The sequence below is a fragment of the Candidatus Nealsonbacteria bacterium DGGOD1a genome (assembly GCA_022530585.1).
Taxonomy (GTDB): domain Bacteria; phylum Patescibacteriota; class Minisyncoccia; order Minisyncoccales; family UBA5738; genus UBA5738.
Window position 1 is genome coordinate 584,230 of record CP092821.1, and the last position, 13,438, is coordinate 597,667.

General features: G+C 39.0%; 14 protein-coding genes and 1 tRNA gene. 11 read left to right on the plus strand and 4 right to left on the minus strand.

Going from position 1 to position 13,438, the window contains the following annotated elements; all coding sequences use genetic code 11:
• Positions 1-60 precede the first annotated feature (60 nt).
• Positions 61-131 (plus strand) — tRNA-Gln (locus tag L7H18_02830).
• A 1,642-nt stretch (positions 132-1,773) separates the two neighbouring features.
• On the opposite strand, the gene L7H18_02835 is transcribed toward L7H18_02830, so the two are convergent.
• From L7H18_02835 to L7H18_02845, 3 genes are all read right to left on the minus strand, one after another.
• A complete protein-coding gene (locus L7H18_02835; protein UMX47362.1) occupies positions 1,774-2,874 on the minus strand; it encodes a hypothetical protein in 1,101 nt (366 codons plus the stop codon).
• An 8-nt stretch (positions 2,875-2,882) separates the two neighbouring features.
• Positions 2,883-3,077 (minus strand): hypothetical protein, encoded by a 195-nt coding sequence (locus tag L7H18_02840; GenBank protein ID UMX47363.1) that lies wholly within the window; start codon positions 3,075-3,077, stop codon positions 2,883-2,885.
• 138 nt (positions 3,078-3,215) lie between these two features.
• The gene (locus L7H18_02845) at positions 3,216-4,481 is read right to left on the minus strand and encodes a hypothetical protein (protein UMX47364.1); all 1,266 of its coding nucleotides are present in this window, start codon (positions 4,479-4,481) and stop codon (positions 3,216-3,218) included.
• A gap of 315 nt (positions 4,482-4,796) precedes the next feature.
• Between L7H18_02845 and L7H18_02850 the strand changes: the two genes are divergently transcribed.
• From L7H18_02850 to L7H18_02870, 5 genes are all read left to right on the plus strand, one after another.
• On the plus strand, positions 4,797-5,474 hold the full coding sequence (locus tag L7H18_02850) for a hypothetical protein (protein ID UMX47365.1): 678 nt from the start codon (positions 4,797-4,799) through the stop codon (positions 5,472-5,474).
• Between the two features lie 33 nt (positions 5,475-5,507).
• Positions 5,508-5,900 (plus strand): hypothetical protein, encoded by a 393-nt coding sequence (locus tag L7H18_02855; protein UMX47366.1) that lies wholly within the window; start codon positions 5,508-5,510, stop codon positions 5,898-5,900.
• Between the two features lie 293 nt (positions 5,901-6,193).
• The gene (locus L7H18_02860) at positions 6,194-7,096 is read left to right on the plus strand and encodes a hypothetical protein (GenBank protein UMX47367.1); all 903 of its coding nucleotides are present in this window, start codon (positions 6,194-6,196) and stop codon (positions 7,094-7,096) included.
• Between the two features lie 229 nt (positions 7,097-7,325).
• Positions 7,326-8,060, plus strand: a complete 735-nt coding sequence (gene pyrF / locus L7H18_02865; protein UMX47368.1) for an orotidine-5'-phosphate decarboxylase — start codon at positions 7,326-7,328, stop codon at positions 8,058-8,060.
• A gap of 10 nt (positions 8,061-8,070) precedes the next feature.
• Positions 8,071-8,841 (plus strand): phosphoribosyltransferase, encoded by a 771-nt coding sequence (locus tag L7H18_02870; protein UMX47369.1) that lies wholly within the window; start codon positions 8,071-8,073, stop codon positions 8,839-8,841.
• Between the two features lie 92 nt (positions 8,842-8,933).
• Here the strand turns inward: L7H18_02870 and L7H18_02875 are convergent, their stop codons facing one another.
• Positions 8,934-9,248: a hypothetical protein gene (locus L7H18_02875; protein ID UMX47370.1), complete on the minus strand. Its 315-nt coding sequence runs from the start codon at positions 9,246-9,248 to the stop codon at positions 8,934-8,936.
• Between the two features lie 246 nt (positions 9,249-9,494).
• On the opposite strand from L7H18_02875, the gene L7H18_02880 reads away from it, so the two are divergent.
• The 5 genes from L7H18_02880 (at position 9,495) to L7H18_02900 (ending at position 13,061) form a co-directional block, all read left to right on the plus strand.
• Positions 9,495-9,761 (plus strand): GIY-YIG nuclease family protein, encoded by a 267-nt coding sequence (locus tag L7H18_02880; GenBank protein ID UMX47371.1) that lies wholly within the window; start codon positions 9,495-9,497, stop codon positions 9,759-9,761.
• 517 nt (positions 9,762-10,278) lie between these two features.
• A complete protein-coding gene (locus L7H18_02885; protein ID UMX47372.1) occupies positions 10,279-11,352 on the plus strand; it encodes a DUF2726 domain-containing protein in 1,074 nt (357 codons plus the stop codon).
• 184 nt (positions 11,353-11,536) lie between these two features.
• Positions 11,537-11,857: an AAA family ATPase gene (locus L7H18_02890; protein UMX47373.1), complete on the plus strand. Its 321-nt coding sequence runs from the start codon at positions 11,537-11,539 to the stop codon at positions 11,855-11,857.
• Between the two features lie 169 nt (positions 11,858-12,026).
• The gene (locus L7H18_02895; protein UMX47374.1) at positions 12,027-12,521 is read left to right on the plus strand and encodes an NUDIX domain-containing protein; all 495 of its coding nucleotides are present in this window, start codon (positions 12,027-12,029) and stop codon (positions 12,519-12,521) included.
• 192 nt (positions 12,522-12,713) lie between these two features.
• Positions 12,714-13,061 carry a hypothetical protein gene (locus tag L7H18_02900; protein UMX47375.1) on the plus strand — a complete coding sequence of 116 codons (348 nt, stop codon included), beginning with the start codon at positions 12,714-12,716 and terminating at the stop codon, positions 13,059-13,061.
• Positions 13,062-13,438: the final 377 nt, after the last annotated feature.

Consider the following 13,438-nt stretch of genomic DNA (forward strand, 5'->3'; position numbering starts at 1 on the left):
CTTGATATTCGCCTGTTTTGAGTTATAATAACTGCGTTAAAGTCAATCAAAGAAACACAATGCGGGATCGTCTAATGGTAGGACAACGGACTTTGAATCCGTTTATCATGGTTCGAATCCATGTCCCGCAGCATTCGCGGACTTTGAGCGTAAATTTCCTCAATTTCCATCTTATTTTTGCCTGTTTTAGCCGGTTCTAACCGCTTTTCTTCGATGGCAACCTGTTTCATCGGAATTAGCGTGTTTTCCGTATCAATCGTTATTATTCTGTCTTTTAGCAACAGGTTCGAACCAAGTTTTGAAAGTATCTCTTTTTTCTTCATTGCGTCGCCTTTCTCAAAAGCAATCAAAGCGTCTTGCGCAAAATCAAATACCTCGTCGGCTTTCTTAACCCAGTGGTCAACACTTTGGTTTGCGGTCGCAAACAAACCTTCCCAGCGTTTCTTTTCCGCGTCTAATTGTTCCTTGCGAATCTTAAACTCATTTTCGCTGATTTCATTTGCCGCTCGCATATCAATCAAGCCGTAAATCTTATTTACGCAATCCTTATACGCTTTTTGTTGCGTATCAATAACCGCATTTGTGGTTTTTGCTTCTTTTTGGTTTTCAATTCTGCACCATTTAAGCGCAAAATCGTGCAATCCCGCCGGAATTGTAAACTCTTTGATGGCTTTTTTGATTTGTTCTTCTAATTCCTTCTGTTCAATGCACTTTTGTGTGCAATTCGAGTGCTTACGCTTCGAGCAATGGTAATAAATATACCGATGAACCTTGCCATTTTTCTGTTTTTTAATTTTCTCCTCGGCGGTAACCATTGTATCTAAACACTCGCCGCATTTAATCATTCCGGTAAAAGCAAAAACGTGCGTTTTTGGCCTTGGCCTTCCTTTCCTGCCCAGCAAAAACTGAATTTTGTCGTATTCTTCGGCGGTCATTAACGGTTGATGTATGCCTTTATACCAAAGCCCGCTTCCTTTCGGGTATTCAAACGAACCAAAATAAACCGGATTGGTAAAAATAGAATACATCGTATTTTTGTGCATTCTCTTGCCGTTAGGCATTCGGAAATTCCATTCATTTGCTGCGATTTTCAAAATCTGGGGCGGATTGTAATTTCCAGTAAGCATTAAATCAACCATCTTTCTAACTAAATCAAACCGCTCCGGGTCGGGAAGTATCCGTTTGCTTCCGCGAACCGCAAATTTTTCATTCATATATCCCGTTGGCGCAGGAGCCGGGTATAAGCCCTTTTCGCATTTTGTCTTCAAGCCCCTTCGAACATCTTGGCCTCGAAAATCATTTTCAAGTTTTGCCTGCCCGCAAAACAATCCTAAAATAAATTTATCATTGGGAGTATTGCGGAAAGTTTGGGTCGGCGTTTTTACTTCCAGGAGCTTTCCTTCGTCGAACAAATAAATAATTTTACCCGCGTCAACCGAATTTCGTGAAATTCGATTTGCATTCCAAACCAGTAATCCATTGGCAAACCCTTTTTCGATTTTTTCAACCAAATTATTAAAAATCGGACGACCTGGCTTTTTTGCCGAATGCGACTCGGTCATTACTTCAACAATTTTGAGCTTCTCGCGCCTTACAACTTCTTCAAGCTCGTTTCGTTGCGATTCAACGCTCAGAATTTGTCTATCCTCGCCCTCAGACGAACGACGGCAGTATTCGATATATTTGATTGTTTGTTTTGCATTTTCCATAAGTTTTAATATCCAAGTTCTTGGACTTTACTATACCGCTTTTGAAGCGAAGCGGCCAGGGGATTTATTGTTTTACAATCTTAAAATCCACCAGCTGTTTTCGGCATTCGTCAAAGACTTGTTTTAATGTAAATGATGGTATGTTGTAAGTGCTTAATAATTTCTTTAATTTTTTCTTGGCTCGATGGCGGTCTTGCCTTGAATAATAATCATCGCCAAACAATTTTTGCTGGTAAGAACCCGTTTGCTGATTTGCCAGACACCAACCCATCCAAGCGTAAGCGTCATATAAAGGCATTCCTGATTGCTTGGCCTTTTTTAGAAACTCACTGGTAGGGTATAGCGGCGTATCGATTGTGGCAATGCTCAAATCATTGGCTAATTTGTCGAAAAATTCCAAAAGAATCCGCTGGCATAAGTTATCATTAAAAACTTCCTGCAAACACCTTTCTTTGCTTTCGTCCCCGTCAATTCGTCTGCCGATGTATTTTTTGAGCGTAAACCTTTGCTGGAATGTTATTTCCATTCGAAGGATTTTATCCGGCAACATCCCAATCTTCATTTTTTCAGCAATTTGTGTTTCTGCGTTATTCTTTGCCTTATCGACCAATTCCGAACCTTTGTCATACATTTTCCAGCCAATCTGTTTATTGTAGATTCGCCCGCAAAATCCAAGACGGTTGCCTTCGGTGTAATATGTATCTTTTGTATGGCTGTATGCTTTGCCAATATCCAAAAAGGGGATAACTTTCAAAAATTCAACCGGATAGCCAAAGTTAGACGGCAAAATGAAATTAAACGAAAAAGCGATGTTTCTTATACTGGCCATTTTAATTATTTCTCTTGAAATCGGCTGGCCGTTAAAAACTCGGCACATTTTATCAAACAGGGTATTTAAGACCTGCTCGTAATCCTTTTCATCAACTCCAAAATAATTGCTATTTCTTATCAATTTTGGAGCGGAAAATTGAATAACGATGTCGCGAGTGTAATAATCGGTTATTCCTTGTTTTTTTGAAATTGTGACTGTGGGCATATAATTTTTTGCCGGGTCGGGATTGAATACGTATTTTGTTACACCCCCGCTTTTGATTGACCTGAAATGAGTTAAATATCTGTCGGGAATTTCCAATCTTTCGACAATCAAAATTACAGTATCTATCATAACCAGTGTTACAAGGTGATAGTATTACTCCGGTCAGTTTCGTTGCCGTTTTCAATTCGGCCGATTTTAGAAGGACCATAAACTGCCTTGTAAAATTCGACAAAGCGATTGGCTTTTTCTGAAGCCTCGGTATCTGAAAGCTGGATTTTATAAATCCGGCAGTAAATTCGCTTAAATTCGTCAACGGCCTTTTGCGGAAGCATAATTTTGACCCTTATGCAGTTATGACGCAAAACCGCCAACAAATCCTATGGCTAAAAGTTGGATAAAATTCTGACTATATTCTGACTATTTCCTGTAACAAAAAACCGCTTTTTGAGGCGGTTTGCGGACTCTTGTTTTTAATCGACTAATTTTAAGCGATAGGCTTTATTATTTTTTTGAGTTTCAAATATGTTTTCGTTTGAATTTTCATTTTTGGGTAAAATTTTAAGTCCGTGTTTAATCTTTTTAACTATACCTTGCAAACACCACATTTCCGTTTGATAGTCTACGAGTGGATTTGGAAACTCCTTTTTGTATAAAACTTTTAAGAGAGTTGTATATTTGGCTAAATGAGTTGCGCTTTCCAAAAGACATAAAAGCACAATGTATTCCTGGGTTTCGGGTGCAAAGCTGCCATACGTATTATTGCCATTGCCACCGTCATACTTAAAAGCCCCGCTAAACCTGTTAAAATCCAGTTTTAACCCGCTTTCGGTATGAAAAACGAGCCAACCATCATCTTCCCCTGCATTTATCTCTTCTAAACCCTGTTTTTCATTATCATCATCAATGGCCTTTTTTGCTATTTTTTCTCTTTCCTCGCTATTTCCCAGAACCTCTATTATCGAATAAAAAGATGTTTTTTCTTCTGTCAAAAAAAATCCAGGTAGCTCAATTTCTTTATAATTGCACAATGAATCAATTAAACCACCAATTACTATTTTGCAATGTTGCTTGATTCTATTAAAATCTTTTTCTCGTATATTGCTTTTATAATTTTCCGGCGAAACCAATAAGCCGCATAAGTTCCAAAACTCTCTAAATGTATTTACATTTAATCTGGCCGGAAGCCAGCTAATTAGTTGATTAAATTCAAGCAGGCCATCGTTGTACTCATCAATCAATTTATAAAATTCAAAACGTGATTTTTTATCTTTAACAATGTGGTAGCCAATTAAATTAAAAAGCCTCGTTATTGATTCGTATTGTTTTTTAACTTGGTAAGCTTTATTTGCGTAATCATTCAATGCGCTTTCATCCAACCGATAATAATTATTTTTATCTAATGCTAATTGATATAATTCTGGTAAATCTACTTCATCCTGTCCGGTTTTTAACTGATTTTTATATTTGCAATTCAGCTTTTTTTGTAGCTCGATTATCTTTTGATTATCGGTAAGTTTTAAGATTGCAGTCGCATTTTCACATAGCTGGTTTTGAATCTTGGTAAAATCTTTATTCGAAGCTAAATTCTTAAAATAATGCAATCGGTAATCAAATTCTTTTTTGAGTATTTCGTTTTGTTGGATAAAAACAAAAAAGCCGATTAGGAAATTTTCTCCAATTTCTTGGACGCGCTCCAACTCAGCTTTGAATAGCTGTAATTTTTCAATTGTAGTCATAATGGCTTTGATAAACCCTTATTTTCTATTATTTCATTTCTCATTGAATTTTCAAGTTAAAAATTTGTTAAAAAGCAAATTTTGAATTAAAATGAAACATAATTTAATAGTTGGCCTAACCCTCGTAATTTAATCTGCGAGGTATGGCGTAAAAACCTGTTGAAAATACTGAACTCCACGTTCAGCAATCTTTCAACAGGTCATATCGGGAAACCGGTATGGAGCCGCAAGGCTCAGCTGGCGTGGAGCTCTGTGTTTATGTGCGCTCTATGGCCAGCCAAAACGGCCATTTTTTGTTAATTTTTTATAAAAAATATGGAAGCAATAACAATAATAATCTTAATCGTGATTTGTATAATTTTGGTTAAATGGTTGGCTGGTGCAGGCGAAAAGGAGAAAAAGCAAAAAATCGATGATGATATAAGATTCAGGCAGCTCGTTGCCAGTGCTAAATCGTATATCGAAAACGCTAAAATTGAAAAACAATTACCTGTTGGTCTTACCTCTTTAATGCTTGCAAACGGCGAACAAGCATTATTGGAGGAAGGCACGCAATTGATTGAAACTCGGTCAGTGAGAGATACTGGCGGCGGCGGGGTTAGAATCCGCGTAATGAAAGGCGTTTCTGTCGGCGGGTTTGGTTCGCAAGGGGAAAGCCATCAAGCTTACAGAGTAATAGACCAAGGCACAATTACGCTTACCGATAAAAAAATTATTTTCAGCGGTTCAAAGGAAAATCGGAATATACCAATCGACAAAATTATTAAATTCGACCCGTTCAATAACGGAATGATAATCAAAATTGACGGACGCTCAAAGAATGTCGCTTTTTATATCAACAATTCTTTCCTATGGGGCGCGATTATAAATATGCTTCATTCCGAAATTAACGACATTTCCAATTTGCAACCGGAAAATTTTGATAAAGCATTGGAATGGCTTAAAAATTGGGAATCATCCGATGTCGGAGTAAGCAGCGTAAGCCCGGAATAGTTTTTTATTAAACATTAAATAACCAATAAAAATATGCCACTATCATCCGAAGAAATCGCTAAAATCGAAGAAGAGGAGCGCGTGCGCGTTGAAGCACACGAAAAATACACTCAAATCGCTCATCCCAAAAACGGAAAAGCGTTGTTTCTATCAATTCTTATTCCCGGTTTAGGCCAGATGTCAAAAGGAGAAGCAGGAAAGGGGTTCGTTATTCTGGTATTCTGCGTGGGTGGTTATTTTGTAGGGGTAATACCTGGAATAATCATTTTCGTCTGGCAGCTTTTCGACGCCTACAATTACAATAAAAAAACCGACCCAAATAATTCCAGTGAAAGCGATTCAGTAACCAAGATTTTAGGTATCGGACTGCTTATTATTATGCTATTAGCACTAATAGGTTACTTTATGGGCAGTTCTTCAAATTAAAATCCCAATCAATCCCAATTTGAAAATTATTTTTGAGCCTAAAAACAAAAGATAATCTGGAATCATCGAAATGTCGTATTTTGCATATATTCAATAAAAACAAGGAGAAATTCTTGTTTTTATCTTATTCGAAAATCCAAATTATCCTGAATTTGAGAATCATTTTTACGACTTAAAATCAAATTTGGATTGTGAAAATTAAAATGCAACTATTCAATAGTCACTGATTGGTCGCTTGCTATTCATTATAAATACAATATAATGCCTATAATCGTGAACCTTATCAACAAAATATGGAGGTGAAAGCTATGATAAGATTCTCTGATAATTTTGAAACCGAGTACTTCGTGCCAAGCGGAATTGTTGGACAAGACGGAAGCGGCTGGTTGCACCATAAAATCTTGGAAAAAATAGGGCTATGGGATTCTTCATTATTGGTGCCAGTAGCAAAAACCGTTACTTTGCAACCAATAAAGGGTAATTGGAATGGAAATCCTTGGCATTGTATCAGACCATCGTCCTTTTATCGGTTGCGCCCAGCAGGAACAGTCAATTTCATCGGACTTACCAACCCAGGATTCGATGAATGGAAAAAGGAAATCGGCTCTCGAATTAACACGGGGAAAATACATCCGGTTGTTTCAATTTTGGGAACGCCTGACGAGTTGGCAAGAATGGCAAAAGACCTCAATGATTTTGACATTCCGGCATTGGAGATTAACGCTTCTTGTCCGAATACCAACGATTGCAGCGTTATCAATAATGCCACAAGGGTAATTGAGAGTTGCCAAGTAGTGCGGGAAATCTCAGATTTTCCAATAATCTTAAAAGTGTCCGTTGCTCACGACATAGACAGGATTATTCCGAAAGTTGAAAATTACTGCAAAGCGTTGGCAATAAACAGCGTGCCTTATCCGATGGTATTCCCGAATAAACAGAGCCCGCTTTCACATTTGGGTTCTGGCGGAGGAGGAATATCGGGATTAGACGCTCAACAATATACGTGGGCTCTTGTTAAAAAGCTGAAAGAAATGACGAATGTTCCGGTTATTGCACCAAGCATTTGGATATATGAAGATATTGCTTGGTTGCGTAACGTATATAAGGCTGATGCGTTTAGTTTCGGGGCTTTGGCCTTGTTATCTCCTTGGTTGGTAACAAAATATATACGTCTGGATTTGCGAAGAAAGCAGTAACTGCCAAGGGCTATCTGCTTTTTATTTTTGGATTAAAGCAAAAAGTAGTAAGCAAAAGCTTGCAAATTAAAAGAATTTAAGTAATATCAATCAAGATGTAGCGGCGCAGATTAAATCTGGATTCGCCGCTTTGCGTGCAAGTCATTTTGGCGGTTTTAAGATAAAACCACTTTGCACATTCAAAACAGAATCGCCCCTAAAAGAGCAAGCAAATTTGTGAGGTATCCATATGCAAGCAAGCGAAGAGATGATAAAAAACGCGCGAGAGCGAATAATCTACGCCCTTGATGTAAGTGGTTCGGTAGCCGCAATGCCTACAATTAAGACTATCGCACCATTAGTAGGTATCATTAAGACTGGATTGGAGTTAATCACATCAGGAGAAGCCCCGGAAGTAATAAAGGCAATCCAAGGAATGGGAGGCCAAGTTTTCTACGACGGTAAATTTGATGATATTCCAAATACCGTCGGTAGAGCTACCAAGATTGCCGCTGGATTCGGCGTTAAAATGATTAACGTCCACGCCTCAGCTGGTAAAGAATCCATCAAGGCCGCAATTGCTAACAAGGGCAAATCCCTTATTTTGGGAGTTACCATCCTGACTTCCATTGATGAGACCGAATGTAAATCGATATTCGGTGATACGCCCGGCAATAAAGTAGTCCAGTTTGCCGAAATGCTGGTTGACTTGGGAGCAGATGGTATCATTTGTTCACCCAAGGAATTGGTATTACTCGGCAAGATTGAAAAATTCAACCATCTGTTGAAGATTACTCCCGGCGTAAGGCCAGTATGGGCAGAGACAGGCGACCAAAAGAGGGTAATGACCCCAGCTGATGCGATAAAGGCAGGCGCAACCCATTTAGTGATTGGGCGTCCGATATCTTCACCCCCAAAAGAGATAGGGTCGCCAACTAACGCGGCGTATCTAATCGCCAAGGAAATAGCAGAAGCAATGGCATAAAGGAGGAGCAATGAAACCAAAAAGATTGACGGCAAAGCAAATCTTTGAAAAACGGCGCGATTATCTTGATATTGCGCGACAAAGAGACGCTTATTATGAGCGTATAGGTAACAGCCCTCTTGTTGGTTACGCGGGCAAGTATAACGGTCCTGACGGCCAGAAATTGCAGTTTGTCGGATTTGCATATATCAATGTTGCAAAACTGGAAGAATGTCCAGCTGATGACCTCGATTTCATAGGCACCGAATTGGCCGATAAAGCAAGAGCAAAGTTAGGCCAATTGTCCAAAAAAACTGTTCTCGTGGCAGCTCCTGTCGGCGGTTATGCCCTATCAATTGACCTTGGGCGCAAACTAAAATGCCGGACAATCAAGGCCGAGAAGAAAGTAACCAAGGTCGGAATTGAGGGCCAGCGTGACGAAACCAAGCTGGTTTTAGACCGCCACGAGCTATCAGAAAGTGATGAAGTTATAATTGTTGAGGATGTTTGCAATAATTTCTCAACAACGCTTGACCTAATCCGCTTGGTAGAAAGTTTTGGCGCAAAGGTAATTGCTATCGTATGCTACTTGAACAGGTCTCCTGACTACGACTTCGTATATAATCCCAGTGGCACAGAATACAATATCCCCATTATCCCACTGGTGCGCCAAATAATAGCAGAATTCAAACAAGATGCCCCAGAGGTAATGGAGGACATTAAAAAAGGGAACATCGAATGGAAACCAAAGAAAAAGGAAAGCTGGGCCAGGTTAATGAAAGCAATGAGGGCTGTATCTTAATACACCCAATTTACATAATTGCAACCTTTGACGGAAGGTTTGATAAGAGCACATCAAAACGCCGTCTTTTTATTTATAAATAAAGAAAAATTCTAAAAGGGACAATCTTTCTCAATACATTTTTCCATTCCCTCAAAGAAAATTTCTCGCCTTTCGAGCGGAATAAACCGCATTATTTGCGGTATCCATTTAGAACACCACGCTTTAATATCATCAGTTTCGTTAAATTCCTCAATAGCTTTATCCTGATTATCACCGTTAATCAAATTTCCCAGATGAATACAGGTATGGTATCCTACCTCAAAGTAGCTATTCTTGCCGCCATCAGAGGCGTTAATAACAAGAGCCTTAAACCAAGTAGGCAAAGCGGCATTTTTGATATTTTCTAATGATTTTTTATTTAACATTTTGTTATTTTTAGTAGTTTTTCTGCCTTAATCCAAGAACTTGGACAATTAGCTTACGGCGCATAAAGATTGCTGAATAGCGGTTCTAACGCCACATAATGCCCGCAGCTCTTCGTCGCCTCCACTCCTCAGAGCCTGCGGCCGCAAGGCCAAATACAATAGAGCGATGAAGACCCTGAACGAAGTGAAGGGACAGTATTTTTCAGGGTCTTTTCGTTATTCTGAGAAACCGCGCGATTTGATTCTATGCAGTATTCCACCTATATTCTCGAATGTGCCGATGGGAGTTTTTATGTTGGATGCACTAACGATATAGAGCGCAGATTAAAACAGCACAACGATTCAAAGTGGGGCGCGCATTACACAAAAATTCGCCGACCAGTGGAATTGCGATATGCGGAAACATTTAACGATCTTAAATCCGCTAGACAACGCGAAACTGAAATAAAAAGCTGGCGCCGCGAAAAGAAGCTGGAATTAATTGTCGCTCTTCCAATCAAAGGCCGGAGTTGACACCATTTTGCGCTAGTTTCTTGAACTCAGTTATTAGACTACAGAGGAATGCGCAGACCGAAGGAAAACAAAAATGTTGCTGTTGGGCGTCTTTTTTTGTAGCAAAGCGGTTTTCGGCGTGAGCTATCGCTTGCCTTGACCTTTAGGCACGGTGTCGGGCATTTCGAGGGGCAGCCGGACAAAAGCTCAAAGCTTGGAATAACCACAAACCAAAGGCGCTGTTTCCCTGAAAGCCCGGAGCAGGCGGAACGCCGACCGCGGAGGGGAAACAGCACCGGAACAAGCCCTCAAAACTTGGAATTGGCACTTACCCGGCGCAAATCAGGCTCCTAAAAACTCGTCATTTATAGAATTGAGGGTACAAGGCCCGGCCTTGTTTTTATATATGACAAACAATAAAATATCGCGAGATACGAGCGGTGTGAGAAAAAATTATTTGAGCTCGCGGTTTAAAAATTTCAGAGGGGATGGCCTTTTGTTTGCAAAAAAATTATAATAAATAGTTATCAAATTAAATATGGACTCTTTTGTTGATTTTACGCCAATCTATAAAATGATGGCAGATATGTTCTTGGTTATTTTTAATACGCTATTTTGGGGATTTTTATCAATGTGGCCAGTATGGACTTTTGTTTTGGTTATTGTAATCATCGTGCTTTTAGAAAGAAAACACATAAGAAATTTTTTTGATTGGGCAGGCTGGGAATTCTTTGAGATTTTAACGCGAATTTTTGGCTTATATATCCTATATTTGCTTTTGTTATTTTTTTCTCAAAGAGATAATTTTTGGAAATGGGTTTTTTATGGTTCAATAGTTATGATTGTAATTGTAGCAATCTGCTCATTGATTAGTTCGATAAATGTTAGAATAATTAGAAAAAAAATTGAAATACTTATAACAGGCGTAAAAGAAAACAACCTTGAAGAAAGTATTTATAAATTTATCGATGAATATAGCCATAGTAGTAGAAAATTAACAAAATGGAACTATCGAGGATATTCATTTGATCCCTATAAATTGGAAGATTTATCGAATATTCTTCAAGATAAGGGAATCAATGCTTCGGTGGCCGAAACTCTATATTTAGTAAAAAGATATATCGAAAAGCGCGAGCGAGCAGCAACTTTACTTAGTCTGGAAGGAATAAACAGATCAATAGCGAAGCAAAATGAAAGCAATTTTCCATATCAAATAAATAACAATTTCCTTACCGAGAATGAAAAGAAATTATATTACGCATTAGAGAATTTTGGAAAGAAAAATAACTTCCACATCCTATCAAAGGTTAGGCTTGAGGATTTGCTTTATCTCCCGCTAAAAACGAAAAATCGCTGGAAATATCATAATAAAGTAAAATCATATCACATTGATTTTGTAATATGTGATTATCAAAGTTTAAAACCAAAAATTGCGATTGAACTTAATGATTCAACCCATTCTCGCCCCGATAGACAAAAACGTGACAAATTTATTAAAGAAGTTTTCGAGAGTATAAATCTACCATTGCTGTGGATGGAAACTCATAATTTCTATGATCCAAATGAAATTTCAACAAGAATATTGAATATATTAAACCCCAACCAAAATTAAAGCCGTTCCAAATTTACCCCAAACGGACAGCGATTCGCCTTCAATAAAAATTTCAGAGGGGATGGCCTTTTGTTTGCGAAAAAAACGGATCAAGGACGGTAAATTGGATTGAATCAGTACTTATTTAAATAAGTATTTAAATAAGTACTCGATATGGGTTGAAAAATTGGAGAGAAAAATATTTATGATTATATTTATTAATGGTTCGATCAATGCCGGGAAAAGCACTGTTGCCAAGATATTGGCCGAGAGAATCGGTAACGCGGCTTTGGTTGAAATTGATGTCCTTAGGGAAATGATCGGATGGATGCCGATTGACCGGGCTGTTCCCATCAATCTCAAAAACGCGTTATCGGCAATTAAAAATTTTGCCGATGAAGGATTGAATATCATTGTTCCTTACCCGTTATCGCAGAAAAATTACGACTATTTGAAAAAGGAATTAACGGGCATTGATTCGGATATCTTTTTTTCACGCTGGCGCCGGAATTGGCCAGGATATTAACAAACAGGGGCGGGCGGGAATTAAATGATTGGGAGCGGGATCGGATAAAATATCATTACCAAACAGGCATACAAAAACCTTCGTTCGGGAAAGTAATAGACAATACCAAACAAACTCCGGAAGAAACAGCCAATTTAATATTTTCAATGATTTTTCACCGATAATTTTTATGGAAAAACCGGCTGGTAAAATTATTATGGGCAATGTGTGCTTTATTATTGATAGAAAAAACAATAAAGTGTTGTTGCTCAAAAGAAACCGCGCGCCGATGCAATCCATGTATACGGGCGTGGGCGGCAAAACCTTATCCAATGAAAGTCCGTTTGACTCTTGCGTTCGCGAGGCCAAAGAAGAAACCGGATTGGATATTTCGGAGGTTAAACTCAAGGGTGCGGTAAAAACAATTTTGGATGGAGGCGACTCTTCGTGGATTCTTTCGGTTTACACTGCCGGCGGTTTTTGCGGCGAGATGATTGAATGCGGTGAAGGAAAACTGGAATGGGTTGATATCAACTCCATCAATTCCCGCAAATTGATCGGGTTTATAGAAAAGATAATGCCGTATATTCTGGACGAGAGCGTAATCTTTGATGGAGTGATTATTCACGACATCAAAGGCAATGTTATCAAGGATAGCATCAAAACATATTCGGCGCAGAATTAAAACTATGAATAAAAAAATTATATTTATGGCGACAGCCGTTGTTCTGGCGGCGGCGGCATGATTAGCGTTTATTTTTGGCGGTAACCACATTGATGGTTTTTTTGCAGATCATCGCATGGAGAATGAATTGGCTGTCGGGATACTGGTTGTTATGCTATAATTAAATCGCGACGACAAATAAATATAAAGAATATGAAAATAATTAAGTGGACGGCGAGAATAAGCGCGCTTATCATCTTGGTTTTTGGTTTGTTGTTTTATTTCGGCTACGGAAACCCTCTGCCGTTCGCCAATCCGAACTATTCATTGTGGGAAAATGTCGCACTGGCGATGATGCCTTTGATTTTTATCGGACTCGCTTTGGGTTGGAAATATGAAAAAACCGGAGGTTATCTCGTGGTCATTCCAATGGCGATAGGTTTCTTGGTGGGACTGGCAACCGCCGCGAATTTCAGCGTCAATATGCTTTGGCCGCTGATTCCGGGAGGGTTGTATCTGGTATCGGGATATATGAATAATTCCCTGACAAAAAAATCTTAGAGGCTGTCTGAAAACTCCATTCAACTGCAATTTCCATATTTCGGCTGCGCCGAATTCATCAGTTGTCGGCAGACTTAGCTTAAGTATGCCTCCGCCTTCTTCATTCGGCTCGCATATTTCGCTATGCGAAATCGCTTCTGCCCCGAAATCTGAAAATTTCGTTCTGAATGGAGTTTTCAGACAGCCTCTTAGCAAGCTTTGCCATTTCCAGTGTAAGTTTACGCCGACAAAACACTCCGGGAAATCATCCCGGGGCATTGTTTAACTGTTTATTTAAAGAAATAATTTTTAGCGCGGCAATCTCGATTGGCCGTCTCGACCATGATTTTCGGGGATCAGCTCACTTACGCTAAACGATCTAAAATAAGCGTTTTATA